The following is a 22,351-nucleotide window of genomic DNA, read 5'->3' as shown; positions in this document are numbered from 1 at the left end:
CTCCCGGCCGCCAGCGTCCCATGACGCAGGAACAACGCCAGCTCGTCAAAAAAAACTTTCCTTGTTTACAAAAGAGTTGCATTTTTATATTATTAAATTCAAATTATTTTTTGACATTTCCAGGAGGAGTACTACGTTGACCTCGCTTGCTCCATTCCCCCGCTCTATCACTGCTGCCAACCTAGGGCCCCGCTGCGGAGTTACATCATGATGCATACCTTGGGCGCACTCATTGTCGGCGCCGGTCCCGCTGGAATTGGCCTGTTGCTCGCGGCACGCAGCAACCGCCGGCTGGCCGAGCTACTCAATGCCGGCCTGGCGATTCTTGACAATAGCCCACGCATAGGCGCCGGTGAACTTGGACGCTATGCTATTCGTTCAGATAGTTTTGCCGACAGCTTTTTAACCTCGGCCACCGCCGATGCGGAACCGCCACTCACGCAGCTGCTGGAGCATGGCCCCGGTGCGCTGCTTAATCGACAGCGCGGCGGGCCGGTGGCACTGCAAACTGTCGCGGAGTTCATGACCGACCTGGGAGGCAATTTGCGCCGCTGGTTGATGGCCAATCACTATGACCCCTTTATCGGCGGTGTCAGCGCAATTAAAGCGAGCCAGCAGAAAGCCGGTGACTGGCTCACCGAATACCACGATACCAGTGGCGCAGTCCATGCCATTCGTAGCCGCAGCCTGATACTGGCAACCGGCGCAACCCAGTCGCTGCCGCACCTGGAGCACGCGACCGTAGCGGGCAAGGCGCTGCTGCCGCGTTTTGCCGATAAAACCGTGCTGTCAGGCGACCTGCTGTCGCACGGTGGCACCGCCCTACTGTCACAGCGGCTGGCTGGCATTAAACGGCCCAGAATCGCCGTGGTGGGCGGCTCGCATAGCGCGATGTCCAGTGCGCTGGTATGCCTGCGCCACTGGGACACGCAGAATATAGGCGATGGCAAGGTCTCTGTGTTGCACCGCCGGCCATTCCGGATTACCTATCAGACCCCGGATGTCGCCATCGCTGAAGGCTACCGCGACTTCGGCCCGGATGACATCTGCCCGCGCAGCGGCAGGGTGTATCCACTGGCCGGCATGCGCAGCGATGCTCGCCACCTGGTGCGCCAGTACTGGCACTTGGGCGATGCCACGCCCGAGCCGCGTTTGCAGCTATTGCAGCTCAATCGCAGCAACCAGCACGACGCGGACACCCTGCTCCAGGAGGCAGACCTGATCGTTGCAGCGCTTGGCTATCGGCCGCGCGCACTGCCGCTGTTCAGCGCCGACGGCCAGCCATTCGCGCTGCATTCCGACAAGCAGGGCGCCGCCATGGTCGATGGCCGCAGCCGAGTACTTGATGCTGCGGCACAGCCGATTGCAGGCGTGTACGGGCTCGGCCTGTCCAGCGGCTACCCCATGGCCGGCACTTACGGCGAACCCAGTTTCCAAGGAGAGTCCAACGGCCTGTCCTTGTGGCACGGAGAAATCGGGGCGGCGATTGTCAGCCAGGTCCTTGAACATGTCCATTCCAATCAATTGGGAGGCTAGACGCATGCACGCAGCTCAAACTTTTCCCCATGTCGCGGCGCTCAAGCCGTGGTTTCACTCCGGCCAGCACACGCTCCAAATTTTTGACACCGAGGAAGTGGCAAGGACCGTTGCGGCGCGCCTGGTTTCCGAACTCGCCGACGTACTGCGACAAAAACCTTATGCCGTCCTCACGCCTTCGGTCGGCCGCACCATGGTCGGCATCTTCGACGTACTAAGGGACCAGCACCGTAACAGCATTGACTGGCAGCGGGTGATCTGCGTGCAGATGGACGAATACGCGCACATGCCTTCCAGCGATCCGGACAGTTTTGCCTTGACGCTCCGGCGTGACCTGGTCGAGCCGTTGGGGATCGGCCGCTTCATCCACTTTTACGACGATGAAGGAGCTGCGATTGTTTCACCTAAACAGTACGAAGAAGATCTCTACAAGTTAGGCGGCATTGACTGTGCGCTGCATGGCGTGGGCCGGAATAGCCATATCGGTTTTAACGAGCCACGCCAGCGCACCAGGCTGACCGGCGGGATTGTGCGCCTGAGCCAGGCCACGCGCATCGCCAACGGCGTGCCATATCGACACGGCGTCAGCCTGGGGCTGGGGGTATTGCGCGCAGCCCAATCGTCCATTTTAGTGCTGCTGGGAGAGCACAAGCGTGATGCCAGCTATCAGCTGCTGTTTGGCAGTAGCGGGCCGCATGTGCCTGTGACGCAGCTACGCCACTGCCCACGGGTCAGCATTTGTCTTGACCATGCCGCCGTGCCGGACAGCTTGTCCAACCACGATTTCCGGGCCACGCCACGCTTGCGCATGGAGATGCCAGCCGCAATCGCTTAATCCACCGTGCTGCGCTGGCGCAGTTCCGCCAGCGCGCGCTCCAGCACTGGGTCGCGGCCTGCGCGCAGTCCCGCAACCGTTTGTTTCACTTCGATCTGCGGCGGCACACCGATACCGACAAACTCGCGGCCGTCCGGGAACAGGTCGCGCTTGATGCAGATGCGCGCACCGCCGCCGCCCGGCAATGTGAAGTTAAGCGGCTGGCCGGTGCTGCCGCCGGTCGACTCACCCAACGTGAGGCCACGCTGCAAGACATTGAACGCCACCACGAAGTCCTCGCTGGCCGAATACGTCTGTGGGCCTGTAAGCACGGCCACAGGGCCTTCATACACATGGTCGTGCTGCTGCATATAGCCGCCATTGGCTAGCTGCGTCCAGTTCATCATGTTGCCGCCTCTGGCACGGTTATAGGTATCGTCGCTACGGATATGGCTGACGGCTCCTTTAATCCGCTGGCGTGTCAGATAGCTCAGAATCTCATAGCCGATCTGGCCGTCGCCGCCGCCATTGCGGCGCATGTCGATGATCAATCCGCGCGCCTTCATGATCTGCGGTAGCGCTGCTTCAAATGCCTTCAGGCCGCTGTTGTCGCTAAAGTGTTCGATGCGGAGATAGGCGATCCCTTTGTCCAGCATTTTGAACTCAGGCGCTTCGGGCGCGTGGTAGCTGCCGTTGCGGTCGATCTGCTCTTCCCGCTGCACGCCATTGGCGGCGCGCAGGCGCAGGACGACAGCATCAGCAGCGCGGCCGCGCAGCAAGTCTACCGTATAGATCTGGAAGTCGCGGTCCTGCGGTGCGCCTGCGCTGATGAGCGGGGAGACGCGCTGCCGCGCATAGTCATGCACCGGCATGCCATCAATGGCCAGCAACTCATCGCCAACCTGTACACGGGTGCGCAGTATGGCATCGTCAACGAAAGCCACCAGCACGCGTCCCTCCACCAATGCCATGCGCACTGGTGGCACGGCGTAAAATTCATCCGCCAGTTCTGCCGGCGCCCAGATATTGCTATGGCCATCCTTGAGCAACGGCGCCAGCTGGCGCATGACAGCGTAGTAATCGCGCGTGGTGCGCGCCGCTATCACTTTGGGCAGGTAATCCAGGTAGACCTGGCCCCAGTCGAGCTCCGGCACTTTGTCGAAGTAGACAAAGCCATGCCGCGCCTCGGTCCAGAACTGCGTCAGGCCCGCAATGCGCTCTTCCACCGTCAGTGCTTCTTTGTAGGGATGATCGCTGGCCAGGCCTTTCCATACGCGGTCCGGCGTCAGTGACGCATCCAGCATAGCCTGGAAGCGCGGCTCCTTGCGGATAGCGTCAAACTGGCTTTGATTGCGCAGCATCTGGGCGACACCCGGATACCACAGCAGCATGCTTGCCTTACCCAGCGCCGCCAGCGCTTGCTCCTTGCGCCCCTGGCGGCTGTAGACCGCCGACAGCGGGAGCAGATTGTTATACGCCTCCAGTTGCAAGGCCTGGCTCGCCGAGGCCATCTCGTCCCCGGCCAGATAGCGCTGCGCAGCCTCCAGCAAGGATGCGGCATGCTGCAAATCGGCCGTGGTGGCACCGGCATTGGTGAATTTGTCCGCCTGCGCGCGCAGCGCCCGCACATGCTCCACGCTGTCGCTGATACTCGCCGCCGCGCAGTGCGCCGCCAGGGCCATTGCCAGCAGTGCTGCTGGTATCCGCTTCACATTTCGCCTTGCCTGAAATTCAAGAACGCGGATATTGCCAGATCCTTAACGGCGGCACAAGTTCAGCCCCCCAGCCGGCGCGCCGTGGCACAATACTGGCTTACTTTTTTTGGAAGACCATCATGACCATATTTGCCGCCCCCGTGTTCGACGCCACCGTGATCTACGACGGCCACGAATTATTCAAAGGCCAAGGCGCCGCCAAAGGCTGGGCTGAAAAACTGGCAAAGGAGCTGGAGTGCGCAATCGGCGTCGAGAAGATCGGCACCGGCTGGGTACTGACCGGCACCGTCGACGGTGAAGCCTGCAAGTGGAGCATCGTTGGCCAGCGCCTCAAGCGCATGGACTGAAGCGCCGCCACAAAGCGTGCGTTAGCGCACATCGTCCGGACACGCGCGGGCGTAGCATGCTCCTGACCCGATCAGCGAGGATAGCCATGAAACGCGACCCGCACGCCGCCATCGCCGCGGCCTGCCCTTCCCCAACGCCCGCCCCCATCGCCGCCAAGCTGGCGGGGCTGCGCTATGTGCACGACGACCAGCCAGGCATCGCCCGCCGCCTGCATGGAAAACACTTCCGCTACCTGGACGCCGATGGCAAGGTCGTCACCGACGACGACACGCTGGCCCGCATCAAATCGCTGGTGATTCCGCCGGCGTGGACCGATGTCTGGATCTGCAAGCATCCACTGGGCCACCTGCAGGCCACGGGCCGCGACGCGCGCGGCCGCAAGCAGTACCGCTATCATCCGCGCTGGCGCGAGCATCGCGACGACGCCAAGTACGGCCGCATGCTCAGCTTCGGCAAGGCCCTGCCATCGATACGCAGCGCCGTCGATGGCGCGCTGCGCCAGCCCGGCCTGCCGCGCGAGAAGGTGCTCGCCACCATCGTCTACCTGCTGGAAGCGACGCTGATGCGGATCGGGAATGAGGAGTACGCGCGCGAGAACAAATCCTTCGGCCTCACCACGCTGCGCGACCGCCACGTGCGGCTGGATGGCGGCAAGGTGCAATTCCGCTTTCGCGGCAAGAGCGGCGTACATCATGCGGTGGAAGTGCACGACCGCCGGCTGGCCGGCATCATCCGCCGCGTGCGCGACCTGCCAGGCCAGGAACTGTTCCAGTACGAGGACGACGAAGGCAATCCGCACGCCATCGATTCGGCCGACGTCAACGCGTTTCTGCAAACCGTTACCGGCGCCGACTACACCGCCAAGGACTTCCGCACCTGGGCCGGCACGGTGCTGGCCGCCGTCGCGCTGCAGGAATACGAAAAATACGACTCCGAGGTACAGGCCAAGAAGAACGTGGTGCAGGCCATTGAGTCGGTCGCCAAACGGCTCGGCAATACGCCGACCATCTGCCGCAAATGCTATGTGCATCCCGCCGTAATCGAGTCTTACCTTGACGGCACCATGCGCGAGACGCTCAGCCGCCGCGCGCAACAGCAGCTCAAAGACGACCTGCATGCGCTGCGTCCCGAGGAGGCAGCCGTGCTGGCACTGTTGCAACACCGTCTGCAGACACCAGCGGAACGCCCCTAAAATCGGAGTAAAATCGGGCTATGTCTCAAAGCCCGCCCTTCCCTATCCGCAAAGAGTGCCCGCCCGGCGCCTGCGTGTGCGGACGCGACGAATTACTCGACACATGGGAACGCGAAGGCGCTGATATCCGCGTGCTGCAACTCACGCGCGAGGAAGAGAAGCGGCTCATCGAGCGCATTGAGTCGATCGCCACGTATGAAGATCTGGGTCGCGTCAAGCAGCGCTTGCAGGAGCTGCTGGGCATCACGCTGACCATCACGCCCAGCGTGCACGGCGTCAGCACCGTCATGGGCCTGTCGATCAAGCTGGCCGAGCAACCAGGCTTGTGCCGCAAGACGCATGAAGCGCTGCCGGCGGCGCTGCGCCGCTGCTTCCGCAACAATCCCGATATCGTCTATGCGCTGCTGAACGCCCGCGACCTGCTCGGCAATTAGCCCGGATGGGCGAGTGCCGCGCCGGGCATCAGGCCTTCGCCGCTGCCGTCCGGGTAGATGTCGTGGAATTTGCTGTAATCGAGGATACGCACATTGCCTTCCAGCTTGTCGGACATGATGTCGGCAAAGTGGTGGTTGAAGTAGATATGCTCGGCCGCGTAGGTCTGGCGTGCGTGCACGAAATCGTTGAGCGTATCGTCGGTGCCGGAAATCGCCACCGTCAGCGTGGTGCCTTCGTTCTGCAAATCCTGCTGGCTCTTGCCGAACAGCGGACTGGATTCATCGATCTTGTGCAGAATGGTCCAGGTCAGCGCGAACACGCCGGAATGTTCGCGTTCCAGTGTCAGATCGTAGAAGCGCGTGAACACCTGCCCTTCGAGCGTGGTCTCGCGCCGTACCAGCGAAGCGCGCACCGAGGCTTCCAGTATCAGATTGGCGCGCTCGTTCCCGGCGCGCAGCATCAGCGTCGGCACGCCATTAAACGGCGTAATCACGGCAACCTCGGAAAACATGATGCGTGACGTCGGCCGCGAGAAGCGAGCGAACAGCAGGCCTGTCACGGCCGCCACTTCCACCATGCCCAGCAAAATCTCGGTTGAAGCCACCACGTGGCCATAGGTGGAACCGGGGTTCATGAAGCCATAACCCACGGTGGCCAGCGTCTCGATCGAGAAGAACACGCAGTCGGGGAAGTAACCCGGCCGCGCGTTGGAGATCGAACCCGGTACCAGATAAAACGCCAGCGCAAATACCAGGTTGGTGAAGAAGTACAGCGCACCAATCAGCAGGAAGAACTGCGGCCAGCTGATGGTCAGCATCCAGTGATAAATGTCACCCCAGTGCCAGCGGTTGATGCCGATGCGTTTGATGCGCGAAGTCCCGAGCTGGAATTCGCCGCGCACCTGCCCTACGCGTGGCCGTACGGCTTTTTGCAGCGGCGGCTGTTGGCTCATGATGTCAGTCGTCGTCGTTGGGATCGAGGCCGGGGAACATCACCTCGGTAAAACCGAATTTGGAGAAGTCCTTAATCCGCATCGGGTACAGCTTGCCCAGCAAATGGTCCACCTCATGCTGCACCACGCGCGCGTGGAAGCCATCCACATCGCGCCTGATCGGCTGATTGTGCTGGTCCACGCCCTCGTAACGCAGCCTGGTGTAGCGCGGTACGCTGCCACGCATGCCTGGCACCGACAGACAACCCTCAAACGCTTCTTCCGTCTCTTCCGACAACAGCGTCAGCACCGGATTGATTAATACCGTTTCCGGCACTTGCGGCGCCTCAGGGTAACGCGGATTGTGCTTGAAGCCATAGATCACCAGCTGCAGGTTGACGCCGATCTGCGGCGCCGCCAGACCGGCGCCATTGGCCGCGTGCATGGTGTCGAACATGTCGGCAATCAGCTCGCGCATGGCGGGCGTGTCGAACTCGGTGACAGGTTCCGCCACACGCAGCAGGCGGGGGTCGCCCATCTTCAGGATTTCACGAACCGCCATAATGTTTAGTCCTTAATCTGGCACTGGATGTCGCGCAGGAACTGGCAATATTCGTCGCCGGTTTCTGCGTGCTTGAGGCCCATCGCGGTGGTCGCCTTGAGGTAGCCCAGCTTCGAGCCGCAGTCGTAGCGTGTGCCATCGTAGCGGTAGGCCAGCACGCGTTCGTCCTTCATCAGCGCGGCGATACCGTCGGTCAGCTGGATCTCGCCGCCGGCGCCGCTGCCCAGGTGTTCCAGATAGTCGAAAATGCGGCCCGACAGTACGTATCGGCCCACCACGGCCAGCGTCGATGGCGCTTTGTCCGGCATGGGCTTTTCAACGATACCGTGCACCAGTTCCAGCTTGGGCTGATAGCCGGTGGCGCTGACGATACCATACTGGCGCGTCGCTTCACGCGGCACTTCCTGCACTGCCAGCAGGCTGCAACGCTCATATGCGTACAAGTCGGTCATCTGCGCCAGCACCGGCTTGACGCCCGTGGCGGTATCCATGAAATCGTCCGCCAGCAACACGGCAAACGGTTCATCGCCAATTACGGGACGGGCGCACAGCACAGCATGGCCCAGGCCCAAGGGCTCCGACTGGCGGATATAGATGCAGTTGACGTGCTTGGGAATCACGTTGCGCACCAGCTCCAGCAGCTGCTGTTTGTTGGCGGCTTCGAGTTCCGACTCCAGCTCATAGGCCTTGTCGAAATGGTCTTCGATCGCGCGCTTGTTGCGGCCAGTGATGAACACCATCTCATTGATGCCGGCGGCGACTGCCTCCTCCACCGCATACTGAATCAGCGGCTTGTCAACGATAGGCAGCATCTCTTTAGGCTGCGCTTTGGTGGCAGGCAGAAAACGGCTGCCCAGGCCTGCCACGGGAAAGACTGCTTTTTGAATTTTTGGCATAACTATTTTTCTTCGAGTAGTGCGAGCAGTCCTGCTTCGTCCAGAATCGTCACTTCTAGCTCCTGCGCCTTGGCCAGCTTGCTGCCCGCATCCGCGCCAGCGACAAGGTAATGTGTTTTCTTTGATACCGAACCGGAGACCTTGCCGCCCTTCGCTTCAATCAACGCGGCGGCCTGGTCGCGGCCCATGGTTGGCAAGGTGCCCGTCAGGACAAAGGTCTTGCCCGTCAGATGGCCTTCCGCAGCCACGGTTTGCGGTAACTGCGCCAGCAGATCTTCGCGCAGCTTGTGCAGCGCCTTGACTTGCTCGCGGTGGCCCGGCTGCGCCATCCATTGTTCCAGCGACTCCGCCACTGCGGCCGGCAGACTGAATACAGTGAACACCGGCAGGTGCGCCAGCACTTCCAGCGAAACCTCCTGCTCCACCAGCTGCTTGCTGCGTGGCTCCGTCAGCTTGGGAATTCCCAGCGCCGCCATCAGCTTGATGACGTCCAGTTTCTCGCGCAGCTTGGCGCTTGGCGCATGTTCGCCTTGCGGCGCCACGCCGGCAGCCAGCAGCGCATCGATCGCTTCCTGATTCTTTGGCTCGGCGAAGAAGTCCGCAATCGATTCCGCCACCGTGCCACCGATATCGGGCAGCACGCGCAGCAAAGCGGCTGGCACGCGGCGTATCAGGTCGAAGCGACCCAGCCATTCCGCCAGCGTCTTGGCCGTCGATTCACCGACGTGGCGGATGCCCAATGCGAACAACAGGCGCTCCAGCGGCGGGTTCTTGCTGGCGGCAATTGCTTCCAGCAGATTATCCGCCCACTTGGTGGCGATTTTGCCTTGCACGACCGTCTCCGGCGTGGTGCCGTCGCGTTCATCGGCCAGGCGCTTCATCTCCAGCAGGTCTTCCAGCTTGAGCGCATACAGGTCGGCCACGCGCTTGACCAGGCCATGCTCGACCAGGTTATCGATATAGCGGTCGCCCAGACCCTCAATGTCCATCATGCGGCGGCCGGCGAAATGGCGGATTGCTTCCTTGCGCTGCGCGGAGCAGAACAGGCCTCCGGAGCAGCGTGCGATTGCCTCGCCTTCCTCGCGGACCACGTGCGAGCCGCACACCGGGCAAGCCTTCGGCAGCTCGTAGGCCACCGTCGATTCGGGGCGCTTCTCCAGCACCACGGCCAGCACTTCTGGAATCACATCGCCAGCGCGGCGCACGATCACCGTGTCGCCGACGCGTACATCCTTGCGGCGCACTTCGTCCTCGTTATGCAGCGTGGCGTTGGTGACGTTGACGCCGCCGACAAACACGGACGCCAGACGCGCCACTGGCGTGATGGCGCCGGTACGGCCGACCTGCACTTCAATCGCCTGCACCACCGTGGTTGCTTCCTCGGCCGGGAACTTGTGCGCCAGCGCAAAGCGCGGCGCACGCGAGACGAAGCCCAGCGCTCGCTGGTCTTGCAGCAGATTGGCCTTGTACACCACGCCATCGATCTCATACGGCATGGAGGGACGCGCGGCGCCGATCTGCTGGTAGTAAGCCATCATGCCATCGTAACCGCGCACCACCGTGGCTTCCTTGGCGACCGGCAGGCCAAGCTCGCGATACCAGTCCAGAAGCGCCGAATGCGATAGCGGCATCTCGGCGCCTTCCAGCGCACCGATACCGTAAGCGAAGAAGCTCAGCTTGCGCGACGCCGTGATGCGTGAATCCAGCTGGCGCAGGCTGCCCGCAGCCGCATTGCGCGGGTTGACGAATTCCTTCTGTCCAGCCTCACGCTGGCGCGCATTCATCGACTCGAAATCGCGCTTGAACATCAGCACTTCACCGCGCACGTCGAGAATGGCCGGCGGATTGTCGGTCTTCAGGCGCAGCGGAATGCTGCGGATGGTGCGGATATTGGTCGTAACATCTTCGCCCGTGTAACCGTCGCCGCGCGTGGCCGCTTCCGTCAGTACGCCGTGGATGTAGCGCAGATTGATCGCCAGGCCGTCGTACTTCACTTCCGCCGCATATTCGACCAGCGCGGCGGTATCCAGACCTTCGCGCACGCGGCGGTCGAAGTTCTCGATGTCCTCGTCGCTAAAGCCGTTATTCAGCGACAGCATCGGCACCGTGTGGGTGACCTGTTCGAACTGCGGCAGCGGCGCCGCGCCAACACGCTTGGTCGGCGAGTCAGGCAGCGCCAGCCCGGGGTGCTGCTCTTCCAGCTTTTGCAGTTCAATGAACAGCTTGTCGTATTCCGCATCGGGAATGGTTGGCGCATCCAGCACGTGATAGGCGTGCAAATGGCGGTTCAGCTCCGCGCTGAGTTGTTCGATGCGCGTTTTGAAGTCTACTTCCGTCATTGCCTTACCTTAGCTGAACAGACGCAATGCGCGGGTGGAGCCGGCAGCAATGTCGGCGTCATTCATTTCGTTGTAGAAGTCCTGCACCTGGCTGGCGATTTCCGTCAGCGCGGCATCGGACAGCGGCTGATTGTAGTCATCGACAATGGTGGCATCCAGGCGCGCTACCAGCGCCTTGGCGCAGGCCACCATGGCGCCAAAGCCGTCGCGCGCAGGCGCCACGCAAGGCACGTCCAGCAGCAGCGTCAGGCGCGCAGTGGTTTCCTCGGCCGGCGTCACGTTGGTGGACAGCGAGAACAGGAAGCCACCCTCGCCATCCGGCATCACGAAGCGGCCATCAGGACGAACGTCGAAGCCCTGCTTCTCCAGCGCGCCGATCAGCGTGTTGACGGACCAAGGCGCACCATTCGATTGCAGGTTGACGCCCAGCTGTGCGTCGTGACCGGCGACGAAGCGGTGCAGATTGCGCGCTTCGGCCATCACTTCAATCATGTCAGGGATTTCCGGCTCGGCGCCGATTTCGTCGGCCATGGCGCGCAGGCGCGTGACCAGTTCCGAATATTCCAGTTCATTCAGCGCGGTGCTGCGGCTGGCCAGCTGCACGCCGCCCTGCAGCCGGGTGTAGACGCCGCCATGCGCGATCGGTTCCCAGTCGCCGCTGACGGCCATGCCGATGTAGTGTACCGGCTTGTTGCCGACCATGCGCAGGGTTTGCAGTATGGGCAGCAGTTTGTCGCCGCGCGCCGGGGCTTCCAGCGCCAGCGGCAGCAGGCAGTCGATGAGCGGATCAACCAGCGCCGTGGCCTGTTCCGCCGCGGCAGCCGATGCGGCGTTGGCGCGGGCCGCCAGCTGGTCGTCGCTGGCCGGCTTGCCGGCCTCGTCGTCGGTGCTGAACTCCGCTGCAACGGCGCTCAGTGCCGACGCAGCAGCACTGGCTTCGCCGCCAGCCAGGCCGGGCGCGCTGCCATCGAGCGAAAAGCTGGGCTCCTGGCGGGCGACCGGTTCGTCGCCGCTGCGCATGAGCACATCGTCATGGTCGGTGGAAAAGGCCCGTTCGACACTCTTCTTGGCCTTGTATTCCTGGATTTTGTTGTACGTGAAGACGCCGGCGACAAACACGCCGGCGGCTGCGATTAAGCTGAGTTGAAGATCGTTCATGCTGCTTGTGCCTCGGTAGCGAAGTTTGCGGCGGATTCCATATCCACCGCCACGATGCGCGATACACCCTGCTCTTGCATCGTCACACCGATGAGTTGATTGGCCATCTCCATCGCAATCTTGTTGTGCGAGATGAAGAGGAATTGGGTCTGGTCGGACATGCGCTTGACCATACGGCAGAATCGTTCGGTATTGGCGTCGTCCAGCGGCGCATCGACCTCGTCGAGCAGGCAGAACGGCGCCGGGTTCAGGCGGAACATGGAGAACACCAGCGCCGTCGCGGTCAGCGCTTTCTCCCCGCCGGACAGCAGGTGAATGGTGGCGTTCTTTTTGCCAGGCGGTTGCGCCATCACCTGCACGCCGGAGTCCAGGATTTCGTCGCCCGTCATCATCAGCTTGGCCTGGCCGCCACCGAACAGGATCGGGAACAGTTCGGAGAAGTGGCCGTTGACGCGGTCAAACGTGTCTTGCAGCAGATCGCGCGTTTCCTTGTCGATCCTGGTGATGGCGTCTTCCAGCGTGGCGATCGCTTCCTGCAAGTCGGCGTTCTGTGAATCGAGGAAGTTCTTGCGCTCGGAAGCAGTCGCCAGTTCGTCCAGCGCCGCCAGATTGACGGCGCCCAGCAGCGAAATCGCATTGGTCAGGCGCGTGACTTCGCCCTGCAGATACGAGGCCTTCATGTCCGGATGCAGCTTCTCGGCCAGCGCCGCTTCGTCGGCCTGCACTTCGGCCAGCTGGGCGGCAAACTGTTCCTGGTTCAGGCGCGCGGCCTGCTCCTTGAGCTGCATCTCCATGATCTTGTCGCGCTGCGGTTGCAGTGCGCGCTCGGTCGACAAACGGCCTTCCTCGAACATGCGCAGCTGCTGCGCAATCTGATCGAGCTCGTGGCGCGCGTCGGACAGTGCTTTTTCCTGGCTGGTGCGACGGTCCAGCAGTTCCTGCAAGCCTTCGTTGGCCGTGCCCTGCTCCAGGCTCTCCAGCTCCGTGCGGCCGGCCTCCAGGCTTTCCGTCACCTGCGCCACCTGTGCGGTAGCGGTAGCGATATTGCGGCGGAATTCCTCGATCTTGCTGCGCTGGGTCTTTTCAGCGAACTGCACTTCCTGCGCCGCGCGTTCCAGATCGCGCAAGGCCTGGCGGGCATCGGCCAGACGCTGCTCTTTTTCCATGAACGCGGTCTGGCCATCTTCGTGCGTGCCTTGCAGGTTGCCGAGTTCCATGTCCAGCTGTTCGAACTTCTCCTCAGACTCCAGCTTGACCTGGGTTTGCTCCTCTTCCTGCGCGGTGATCTCGGCCAGGTCGGTTTCGATCTGCGTGCTGCGCTGGTTGAAGCGCGCCTCGATCTCGGTCAGTTTCACCACGTCGATTTGCAGCGTATGCACCGACGATTGCAGGCTTTGCAGCTTGGCGCGGTATTCCGTCAGACGGCGGGTCAGCTCACTGAGCGCAGCTTCCGCGCGCACCGAGCGCGCGCGCGCCTCGTCGGCCAGCATCTGCTGCGCGCGCAGCTGCTTGGTGATGTTGTCGATTTCCTGCTGGCGGCCCAGCATGCCGTCCTGTTCCGAGTCGGCTGCATAGAAGCGCACACTGCCCGGCGTGATGACGTGACCCTGGCGCGTGATGATGCAAGCGCCAGCCGGCAGTTTGGCGCGGTCGGCAAACGCTTCCGCCGCATCGTCCGCCGTGTAGACGTTGTGCAGCCAGTCCTGCAGCAAACCCCGCAGTCCCGGATCATTCAACTTCAGCAGGTTCAGGAACGGCTTCAGGCCCGCCACTTCCACCGGATTTGGCGGCACCGCGGTGGATGGTGCGTACAACGCCAGCTTGGCAGGCGGCGCGTCGCTGAAGAAAGCCTTGGCCCATTCGATGTTCGACATTTGCAGCGCAGAGGTACGCTCGCGCAGCACCGACTCCAGCGCCTGTTCCCAGCCCGCTTCGATATTCAGTTTCTGCCACAAACGCGGCAGCGACTCCAGCTCATGCTTTTGCAGCCACGGCGTGACCTTGCCTTGCGTCTGTACGCGTTCCTGCAACTGGCGCAGTGCATTCAAGCGCGCTTCCAGTTGCGCGTTGGCGGCGGTTTCGCTATTGACCTGCTGCTGCGCTTCCTGGCGCTCCTGCTCCAGGCGGGGCTGCTGCTCGAGCGCCTCTTCCAGCATGAAGCTCTGCTCTTCCAGCGCCTGCTGCTTTTCTTCCAGCTGCAAGCGCAGGTTGGACAGGTGCGCGCTATCGGGCATGCTCAAGCCGCTCTTTTCCTGCATCAGGCGCTCGCGGCGCACGGCCAGGCCATTCAGGATGTTGTTGGCGTTGCGCTGATGGGCCGACTCCAGCTCCAGCTGCTGCTGCGCCTGCATGATGCGGGCGCGCGACTCGGTGCTTCTGGTCTGCGCTTCCTTCCACGCCTGTTCCAGCATCGGCAGCGATTCGGCTTTTTGTTCGGCCATCACGGCCGACTCTTCGACCTTCGCGCTCAGCTCTTCGAGCGAGAACTCGGCTTCGGCAATCTGCTCGCCGTATTCATTGGCCTGGCGTTCCCATTGATCGCGCTGCGCGGTCAGTGCGGCCAGCTGCGCCTGCAGGCGGCTGCGCGACTCCACCACGAATTTGATCTGCGCTTCCAGGCTGCCGATTTCGGCGTTGGTCTGGTACAGCGCACCCTGCGCCGTGTGCAGACGGTCACCGGCGGCAAAATGCGACTGGCGCATCTGCTCCAGCGACAGCTCGACGTTACGCAGCTTGGCGGTTTGTTCTTCCAGATCGTTCTGCGCCTGCTCGACTTCGCGGAAATACTTCTTTTGCTCGTTCTCCGCCTCGACCTTGCGCAGCAGCCAAAGCAGCTTTTGCTTCTCTTCCTGGTCCGCCTGCAGCTGATGGAATTTGGTGGCGACGGCGGCCTGGCCTTCCAGCTTTTCCAGGTTGGCATTCAGCTCGCGCAGGATGTCTTCCACGCGCAGCAGATTCTCGCGCGTGTCGTGCAGCCGGTTTTCCGTTTCGCGGCGGCGTTCCTTGTACTTCGAGACGCCGGCCGCCTCTTCCAGGAACACGCGCAGCTCTTCAGGGCGCGATTCGATAATCCGCGAAATCATGCCCTGGCCGATAATCGCGTAAGCGCGCGGCCCCAGGCCGGTACCAAGGAAGATGTCCTGGATATCACGGCGCCGCACCGGCTGGCCGTTGATGTAGTAGGTGGAGGTGCCATCGCGCGTCAGCGTGCGCTTGACGGCGATCTCGGCGTACTGGCCCCACTGGCCGGCTGCCTTGCCTGCATGGTTATCGAACACCAGCTCCACCGACGCGCGGCCAGCGGGCTTGCGGTTGGTGGAGCCGTTGAAGATCACGTCCTGCATGGATTCGCCACGCAGCTCCGACGCTTTTGATTCGCCCAGCACCCAGCGCACGGCATCGATAATGTTCGATTTGCCGCAACCGTTGGGACCTACGACGCCAACCAGCTGACCCGGCACCTGAAAATTGGTGGGATCAACGAAAGACTTAAATCCCGACAATTTGATGGAAGAAAGACGCACGTTGTTATCTGGTGTGTGGGCTGTAAAATTTCACAATAATACCATTTTGCGCATCATATCAGGCCGGAAAGCGTGCAACGTTGCACGGCCCTCAGTGCTGCTGCGTCAGCTGTTGCTGCGGGTTGTGCCACATCTGCCGGGTGAAGGGCTGGTCGCGGCCGGACAGATACAATGCGGCCTGCGTGATCCATTGTTCGGCCGGAATCGGCTCGACGGTCGGCGCCAACAGCAGCACGGGAATACACAGCACCACCAGCACGCGGCTCAGGGCCATGTGGCGCTCGGTGCTGGCATACCAGATGAAGGCGGCAGCCACCAGCAAGCCAAGCAAGCAACCCGTGACGGACTCGGATGTCGAGTGCGCTTGCACATACACGCGCGAAATGGCGATCAGAACGGCAAGCAGCACGCCCGCCGACGTACCCAACTGGCGCATCCACACCGGCGAGGACCGGGTCGCCAGATAACCGGCCACCGGGAAGACCGCAGCAGCGCGCATGGCATGGCCGCTAAAGCCGGCAAACTCAACTGACGCAACCCCGACACCCCAACCGATGAAGGCCATTTTGGTAATCACGACCAGCGCCATGCCGGTGCCAAACAGCAGCGCCCAGATGGCGGTCAAGCGCCAGGACTTGCCAGCCAGCAGCCAGACTACGATGGCGACGCCGATCGGGCCGGTCACCGCAAGACTGCCTACTACACTTAACCAATGCCACCAAAAATACATACTGCTCCTTATTTTGCACCGCACCATCTATTAGACCACATACGCGCGCATTATAGCGAAGCCTTACCTAGAAGAAATATAACCTGATTGGCCATGCCGTGGCATACTGCCCGCATGCTGACCCTACTTGGAAAATCAACCTCGATCAATGTGCGCAAGGTGCTGTGGACTTGTGCTGAAACCGGCCAGGCCTATCAACTGGAACAGTACGGCGGCGGCTTCCAGCCGACCGGCACGCCGGAATTCCTTGGCCTGAACCCCAACGGCCTGGTGCCGGTCGTTATCGATAACGGTCAGGCCCTATGGGAATCGAACACCATTTGCCGCTACCTGGTAGGCAAGCACGGCCGCACGGACCTGCTGCCGCTCGAGCCCATGGCGCGCGCCCAGGTGGAGAAATGGATGGATTGGCAAGCCACGGAACTGAACAACGCATGGCGCTATCCCTTCATGGCCTTAATTCGCGGCAGCGCCGAGCATCAGGATCCAGCCATGATCGCCAGCAGCACCAACACCTGGAACCGGCTGATGGCCCTGCTGGATCAGCAGCTTGCCGCTACTGGCGCCTACGTATGCGGCGACACCTTTACGCTGGCCGATATCGTCCTCGGCCTGTCGCTCAATCGCTGGCTGTCCACCCCTGTCGCGCGGCCGGCGCTGCCCGCGCTGCAGACCTGGTCGCAGCGCCTGATGGAACGCCCTGGCTACGTCCAGCACGGCGCCAACGGTACGCCGTAATTACGCCAGGCCGAAGTTCTTCACCACGAAATCGACAAAGGTGCTGAGCTTGGGTGTGGTCTGCCGACCGCGCGGATAAATCAGATGCAACGGCCGCAGCGGCGGCATGTAGTTGCGCAGCAGCGGCACCAGCCGGCCTTGGGCGATCTCTTCAGCCACGACGATTTCGGGCAGCATCGCCAGACCAAAGCCATTCAGGGCCATCTGCTTGACCGCCTGGCCGTTATTCGAGCGGAAGCGGCTCGGCTGCGGCGATGGCAGCGCGCCATCCGGCTGTCCCAGGCGCCAGCGCACCACACGGCGCCAATGCAGAAAATCCAGACACTGGTGCTGCGCCAGATCGGCAGGCGTGGCCGGCGTGCCGCAGCGCGCCAGGTAAGCCGGCGCACCGCAGATCACCATGCCATATGGCTTGAGCGGGCGCGCGATCAAGGTCGAGTCATCAAGCCGGCCGATGCGGATGGCGGCGTCCAGTCCCTCCTCCACCAGATCGGAAATGCGCTCGCTGAGATCCAGGTCCACGCTGACCTCTGGATGCGCCGCCATATAAGCCGGCAGCAGCGGCGCCAGCAAGGCGCTGCCAAACGCCACGGGTGCACTGATGCGCAAGTTGCCGCGCGCACTGCTGCGCATCGCCAGCGCGCCCGATTCCGCACTCTGCACGTGGGCCAGTATCTGGCGGCATTGCTCGCAATACTGTTCGCCGATTTCGGTCAGGCTTTGACGGCGCGTGGTGCGGTTCAGCAGCCGCGCGCCGAGGCGCTGCTCCAGGTCGGCGATATGCTTGCCCACCATGACCACTGACATCTCAAACGCCCTGGCCGCCGCCGTAAAACTGCCCGCTTCCACGACGCCGACAAACACCTCCATGCTGCGCAGCCTGTCCATGATTATGAATTACCAGTTAAAGATATTGTAAATATTAAAGTATTTATCGTTGACTGGTTTAAAACCATACTGAGTCTTTACTTTCTGGAGTACAAGATGAGCTTTTCGACCTGGCTGCTATTCCTGTCCGTTTCCATGGCTGCCGCCTTCAGTCCCGGGCCAGGCGTGCTAATGGCGATCTCCACCGCGTCCAGCCAGGGTGCGCGGCGCGCGTTTTATAGCTCGGCCGGCAATGCGCTGGGCGTGTTCATCGTTGCGACGACGGCGGTGACGGGACTGGGATTGGTGCTGAAGGCGTCCGCGCTGGCGTTCGGGCTGCTCAAGCTGGCCGGCGCCGCGTATCTGGTGTATCTGGGCATCCGCCTGTGGCGCAGCGCCGGCCAGCAGAGCGCAGCGCAGGCGCTGCAGCCAGCGGCGGAGGAAAGCCGCCTGAGCACCTTCCGCGCCGGGCTGCTGGTGGCCGTCAGCAATCCGAAAGCGATCCTGTTCTTCACCGCGATCTTCCCGCAGTTTATGCCGCCGGACCATATCGATCCGCTGCGCTTCCTGCTGCTGACCGCCACTTTCACTGCCTGCACGCTGCTGTCGCACTTCTTCTACGTGAACTGCGCGTCCTGGTTGAAGCGTAATATCGCCAGCAGTGCCAAGCGCCGCCGCCTGGCCGGCCGCAGCGGCGCACTGGTGTTTATCGGGATGGGTGGCGCACTGCTGACGGTGCGCTAAACGCGGCTCAACCCGCGGCTTAGCCGACGGCGGCCATGTCCGCATCGTTGCCGGCGTCGCGTGACAGCGCCTGGGACAGCGCCACCGCCACCACGCCGTCGGCACGCAGCACCTGCGCGCGGCCTTCGCCAAAGCGCCTGGCCAGCTCGTCGCCGGACATGGAGAACGCCTCCTGCCGCGCGGCGGTCGAGAAGATGTACAGCGTGCGGCGTGGACTGATCCACGCCAGTTTGACCTTGCGCTGACTGCCATCGTCCTGCGCGAATTCCAGCCAGATGCCGCGTACCAGGCCATCGACTTCGACGATGGCGTCTTCAGCGCCGGGATCGGACGCCTGTTCGCTATGTGACTGCGCCTCCGCTTCCGCCCTGGCCTGCAGTGCCAGCCGGCGCTCGGCCGCCTGCCGCGCGACCTGCATGGCAATCTCCACCTGGCGTTCTGGCGACAGCTCCAGCGGCGCCCGCACGATGGACGCGTGGCACTCGGCCAGCTCGGCAAAGAACTGCAACCGGTCGGCATCCTGCCACTTGATCACATCCAGCCATTTATTCAGCGTCGCGAGCAGGCCGGGCAATTTGGCGATGAGCTGCTTGCGTTCCTCCGGCTTGATCTTGGGACGCACGCTCCAGATCAGGTCATCCATGGTTCGGGTGGCGTTGTTGACGGCGCCAGGCTTGTCGTCCTCAATGCTGTAGGCGATGGTCAGCACGGCGCTCCAGCGCTGCTCGAGGAAGGCTTCCACCACGGCGATCACTTCGCCCGTACCGATCCGCAGCGCCACCGCGTTTTTGGCCAGCTTGTTCGACTCCGCCATTTTTTCCTGCTTGAGCGCGGCCGCGATGGGCGCGGCTATCGCGGCGGCAGCGGCCTTTTCTTCGGCCTGAATCTGCGCTTCCAGCTCGTTGACCGCTTCGGTGAACACCGACAGTTCGTGGTCGTAATCGCGGCCCACGCGGTCAACACTGCGCTGCATGGCCTGGAACAGCGGATCATCCGGGCCTTTGCGCTGCTCCCAGCCCATGCGCGACAGCAGCTCCAGCAGGCGACGGGCCGGATGCGCTTCCTGGAAGAAGAAGTTCTTGTCCACCAGCGCCGCCTTCAACACAGGGACCTGCAGGAAGCGTATGAGTTCGCGGATTTCCGGCGAAATGCTCTGGTCGCGGAACACGGTATCAAACACGGCCGACAGCAGATCAATGGTGCTCTCATCGGTGCGCGACAAGCTCCCCTGCGGCATGCTTTGCTTCAGACTGGGCAGGTAGAACACATTGCCCGGGCCAGGCGCCGGCGCCGCTTTTTGCAGGTCCGCCAGATAGGCTAACAAAGGCTGCCTGGCGCCGATCTGCGACTGCCGCTGCACCTCTTCATTGGTCGCCGCGCCAGTATGGAAGCCCTGCGCCGGCCCCTGCGCCCAGGCGCCGGCTGGCGACACAGCGGTTGCGCGCGCTACCGCATTCGGCTTCCAGTGGCTGTCTGCGGTCAGTGCGGACGCGGGCAAATCCGGGATCGTCAAGTCGGCCCCCTGCAGCATGCCGCTGGCGATGCCGTCGACAATCTGCCCGGCCGCCGATCCCGCCACATCACTGGCCGCAAAGAACTGGCGCAGCTGCTGCGCCAGCGCCGCCTGATTGGTACGCGACCTGGCAGCAGGAGATGCGGCGCCATCCGATTTGCGGCGCTGGTAGCCCTCCACCGGTCCCGGCAGCACGCCCTTGGTCTGCAAGGCCAGGCTCAGCGCCGCCAGCATCGGGCCGATCTCGATAAACATGCCGGGCTTGAGCAGCGGCTGCAGCAGCCCGGCCGCCTCTTCCTCCGTATCGAACTCGGTCCATGCCTGCTGCAAGGCAGAGAGAAATACCTCCGGCCGGAACGGGTTCTGGTTGACGCGCAGGATCTCGCGGTCCAGCAAAAACGCCAGCCGCACGTTGAGCGTCTGTAGCGCATCCGCATACAGCGCTTCAAATGGCTTGCTGACGCCGCTCATGGCCACCTTGCTGTCCATCTCTTCCAGCGACACCAGCGACAGTGGCCCGGCGGCGGCGCGCGCCTTGCCTTTGACGCCTGGCGCCAGCTCGGCGATCTCGCGCCGCAACGCTTTTTCCAGCGCGGTAGTGGCCAGATGCAGGAACGCATAGTTGCGGTTGCGTAGCTGATTGCCGGCGCGGAGGCGCTGCTGTATCAGCCGCGCGTCGCCGTCCGTGGCGTCAATCAACGCGCCGGCCAGCTTGTTGGCCAGGTCCAGGTACTGGTCGCCCGCGTGCTTGACGGCGATGCCGATCAACTCCTCCAGCAAGGCATGCCGCGGCGACACCGTCTTGGGCGTGGTCAGCGGTGCGGCGGTTGTCGGCGGTGCGGCGGTTGTCGGCGTTGCAGTCATGGCGGCCTTGCGGAGTCAGATCAGGCGTACCCTCACATTCTCACACTGCATTTCCATAAAGCAATGGATGAAAACCAAGTATGTGCAATTTTTGGTGTATTTTGCCGAGTTCCCGCAACGCCGGCCGACAAGCCATGCTCCTACACGCCACCAGGGGGTATTCCGATAGCTGGACTGCTGCTGAAAACGCATCATGGCGTCACCAGAAACGTTAAATCGTTTCTGGCGTTCTTTAACTTTCGTAAAGGAATCAAAATGAACGCGAATCAAAAAGGCAGCAGCAACAGCAATAGTGGCAGCGGCAGCAAGCAGGGCTCCAACCAGGGCAGCAACAAGCAATCGGGCAACGCCGGTTCGTCCAGCGGCTCGCGTACCGGCACCCAGGGCGGCACCCATGAGCAGCATGTGGAAGCTGGCCGTCAAAGCCACAAAAATGACGGCAACAAGGCCGGCAACCGCTAAGTAGACATTCGGCGGTGCATGCGGCGCCTGGTGGCGCCGCATTTGTTTTCAGATATTGGTGATGCGCTGGCCGGCTGGCGGCACAAAGTCCTCCACCCCATTCACCAGATCGACCTTGAGCGCTTCCGCCGCCGTCAGGTGCAGGTCGGAATACTCATGCACGCGCCAGTGCTCATCACTGAGCTGAACATGGCTGCGCAGGATTTGCTCGGTGCGCGCATCGTCGGCCTGCAGTCCTTCCACGATAATGCGCAGCGCGTCAGGACGGGCGCCATGCGGCGCGCTGGCATGCGACTTGTGCACCATGAAGCGCGCGGTGTCGCTGGCATAGCGCTCGGCCCCGGCCAGGAACAGGATCACGGCAATCGACGCCACGGCGCCGGCGTTGTAGGTGACAATCTTGATCGGCAGCTTGCTCAGGTAGTTGTACAGGCAGATGCCATCGCTGACATAGCCGCCGTTGGACTGGATCAGGATATGGGCGGTCGTGATACGGTCTTCGCTCATGTCCGCAACCGCGTCAAACACGCGGCGCACCATGTCGCTGTTCACATCACCGGACAACGTGAACCACGCATGTCCCTCGTAAGTAGTTTGGTCTTGGCTCATCGGTGGGCTCTCAATTAGTGTGATTAATTCTAGCAAATTGTCGTTTTTACCGTTTTCCCCGCTTCATTCGTGCGCAAGGCGCCAAGATTGACTTTCATGCCCTTCTGGCATATATTCCCGAGTCTTGATCGGGAGAGGGCAAACCAGCGTTGCCGCCGAAGGGGCACTACCCAAAAACTCTCAGGCAAAAGGACCGGTCAAGGGGCCATAAAAAACGTGGCTCAAACTCTGGAGAGAGATTGCAGCAGCAATCCACCGAAGGGGCGTGCGGAAAACGAGGACATCCCCCGTTCCGCTATCTCTCAGGTACCAAGGACAGAGGGGTTGCAACATGATGGAATCATCGTCATTCCCTGTTAACCCCTTTTCGTTTG

19 protein-coding genes and 2 riboswitches are annotated in these 22,351 nt (G+C 62.3%); of the genes, 8 read left to right on the top strand and 11 right to left on the bottom strand.

The window, feature by feature from the left end:
• The first annotated feature begins 207 nt into the window (after nt 1–207).
• Nucleotides 208–1,536, top strand: a complete 1,329-nt coding sequence (locus BUA36_RS30695; protein WP_072784436.1) for a hypothetical protein — start codon at nt 208–210, stop codon at nt 1,534–1,536.
• A 4-nt stretch (nt 1,537–1,540) separates the two neighbouring features.
• Nucleotides 1,541–2,371, top strand: coding sequence for a 6-phosphogluconolactonase (locus BUA36_RS11225; RefSeq protein WP_072784433.1), 831 nt, complete (start codon nt 1,541–1,543; stop codon nt 2,369–2,371).
• Here BUA36_RS11225 and BUA36_RS11220 read toward each other — a convergent pair.
• A complete protein-coding gene (locus tag BUA36_RS11220; protein ID WP_139260479.1) occupies nt 2,368–4,062 on the bottom strand; it encodes a S41 family peptidase in 1,695 nt (564 codons plus the stop codon). The two genes, BUA36_RS11225 and BUA36_RS11220, sit on opposite strands and share 4 nt — an antisense overlap.
• Before the next feature lie 122 nt (nt 4,063–4,184).
• Between BUA36_RS11220 and BUA36_RS11215 the strand changes: the two genes are divergently transcribed.
• The 3 genes from BUA36_RS11215 (at nt 4,185) to BUA36_RS11205 (ending at nt 6,039) form a co-directional block, all read left to right on the top strand.
• Nucleotides 4,185–4,412, top strand: coding sequence for a hypothetical protein (locus BUA36_RS11215; protein ID WP_072784429.1), 228 nt, complete (start codon nt 4,185–4,187; stop codon nt 4,410–4,412).
• An 86-nt stretch (nt 4,413–4,498) separates the two neighbouring features.
• On the top strand, nt 4,499–5,605 hold the full coding sequence (locus tag BUA36_RS11210) for a DNA topoisomerase IB (RefSeq protein ID WP_072784427.1): 1,107 nt from the start codon (nt 4,499–4,501) through the stop codon (nt 5,603–5,605).
• 20 nt (nt 5,606–5,625) lie between these two features.
• A complete protein-coding gene (locus BUA36_RS11205; protein ID WP_072784426.1) occupies nt 5,626–6,039 on the top strand; it encodes a hypothetical protein in 414 nt (137 codons plus the stop codon).
• On the opposite strand, the gene BUA36_RS11200 is transcribed toward BUA36_RS11205, so the two are convergent.
• The 7 genes from BUA36_RS11200 to BUA36_RS11170 form a co-directional block, all read right to left on the bottom strand.
• Nucleotides 6,036–6,992: an ion channel gene (locus BUA36_RS11200; RefSeq protein WP_072784425.1), complete on the bottom strand. Its 957-nt coding sequence runs from the start codon at nt 6,990–6,992 to the stop codon at nt 6,036–6,038. The genes BUA36_RS11205 and BUA36_RS11200 overlap by 4 nt on opposite strands.
• 4 nt (nt 6,993–6,996) lie before the next feature.
• Nucleotides 6,997–7,533 (bottom strand): peptide deformylase, encoded by a 537-nt coding sequence (gene def, locus BUA36_RS11195; protein ID WP_072784424.1) that lies wholly within the window; start codon nt 7,531–7,533, stop codon nt 6,997–6,999.
• Nucleotides 7,534–7,538: 5 nt separating this feature from the next.
• Nucleotides 7,539–8,429 carry a UTP--glucose-1-phosphate uridylyltransferase GalU gene (gene galU, locus BUA36_RS11190; RefSeq protein WP_072784423.1) on the bottom strand — a complete coding sequence of 297 codons (891 nt, stop codon included), beginning with the start codon at nt 8,427–8,429 and terminating at the stop codon, nt 7,539–7,541.
• A gap of 2 nt (nt 8,430–8,431) precedes the next feature.
• Nucleotides 8,432–10,768: an NAD-dependent DNA ligase LigA gene (ligA, locus tag BUA36_RS11185; RefSeq protein ID WP_072784422.1), complete on the bottom strand. Its 2,337-nt coding sequence runs from the start codon at nt 10,766–10,768 to the stop codon at nt 8,432–8,434.
• Nucleotides 10,769–10,777: 9 nt separating this feature from the next.
• Entirely contained in the window at nt 10,778–11,926 is a 1,149-nt protein-coding gene (locus BUA36_RS11180; protein ID WP_072784421.1) for a cell division protein ZipA C-terminal FtsZ-binding domain-containing protein, read from the bottom strand.
• Nucleotides 11,923–15,450, bottom strand: coding sequence for a chromosome segregation protein SMC (smc, locus tag BUA36_RS11175; RefSeq protein ID WP_072784420.1), 3,528 nt, complete (start codon nt 15,448–15,450; stop codon nt 11,923–11,925). Before smc ends, BUA36_RS11180 begins: the two co-directional genes overlap by 4 nt.
• A 91-nt stretch (nt 15,451–15,541) precedes the next feature.
• Complete coding sequence (locus tag BUA36_RS11170; protein WP_229255672.1) at nt 15,542–16,135, bottom strand: phosphatase PAP2 family protein; 594 nt, start codon at nt 16,133–16,135, stop codon at nt 15,542–15,544.
• 159 nt (nt 16,136–16,294) lie between these two features.
• Between BUA36_RS11170 and BUA36_RS11165 the strand changes: the two genes are divergently transcribed.
• Nucleotides 16,295–16,918: a glutathione S-transferase family protein gene (locus BUA36_RS11165; protein WP_072784661.1), complete on the top strand. Its 624-nt coding sequence runs from the start codon at nt 16,295–16,297 to the stop codon at nt 16,916–16,918.
• On the opposite strand, the gene BUA36_RS11160 is transcribed toward BUA36_RS11165, so the two are convergent.
• Nucleotides 16,919–17,806 carry a LysR family transcriptional regulator gene (locus tag BUA36_RS11160; RefSeq protein WP_072784417.1) on the bottom strand — a complete coding sequence of 296 codons (888 nt, stop codon included), beginning with the start codon at nt 17,804–17,806 and terminating at the stop codon, nt 16,919–16,921. It lies immediately after the preceding gene.
• 96 nt (nt 17,807–17,902) lie between these two features.
• Here BUA36_RS11160 and BUA36_RS11155 point away from each other — a divergent pair, with 96 nt between their 5' ends.
• Entirely contained in the window at nt 17,903–18,529 is a 627-nt protein-coding gene (locus BUA36_RS11155) for a LysE family translocator (protein ID WP_072784415.1), read from the top strand.
• Between the two features lie 19 nt (nt 18,530–18,548).
• Here the strand turns inward: BUA36_RS11155 and BUA36_RS11150 are convergent, their stop codons facing one another.
• On the bottom strand, nt 18,549–20,906 hold the full coding sequence (locus BUA36_RS11150; protein WP_072784413.1) for a DUF1631 family protein: 2,358 nt from the start codon (nt 20,904–20,906) through the stop codon (nt 18,549–18,551).
• Nucleotides 20,907–21,161: 255 nt separating this feature from the next.
• Here BUA36_RS11150 and BUA36_RS11145 point away from each other — a divergent pair, with 255 nt between their 5' ends.
• Nucleotides 21,162–21,368: a hypothetical protein gene (locus BUA36_RS11145; protein WP_072784411.1), complete on the top strand. Its 207-nt coding sequence runs from the start codon at nt 21,162–21,164 to the stop codon at nt 21,366–21,368.
• Nucleotides 21,369–21,416: 48 nt separating this feature from the next.
• Here the strand turns inward: BUA36_RS11145 and BUA36_RS11140 are convergent, their stop codons facing one another.
• Nucleotides 21,417–21,977 carry an ATP-dependent Clp protease proteolytic subunit gene (locus BUA36_RS11140; protein ID WP_072784408.1) on the bottom strand — a complete coding sequence of 187 codons (561 nt, stop codon included), beginning with the start codon at nt 21,975–21,977 and terminating at the stop codon, nt 21,417–21,419.
• Between the two features lie 119 nt (nt 21,978–22,096).
• A riboswitch (glycine riboswitch) is annotated at nt 22,097–22,183 on the top strand.
• Between the two features lie 12 nt (nt 22,184–22,195).
• Nucleotides 22,196–22,306, top strand: a riboswitch (glycine riboswitch).
• The last annotated feature ends 45 nt before the right edge of the window (nt 22,307–22,351 follow it).

This window comes from Duganella sacchari (assembly GCF_900143065.1).
Lineage (GTDB): Bacteria > Pseudomonadota > Gammaproteobacteria > Burkholderiales > Burkholderiaceae_D > Rugamonas > Rugamonas sacchari.
Note: the sequence above shows the minus strand (reverse complement) of the source record. Positions and strands in the feature narration are given on the sequence as shown.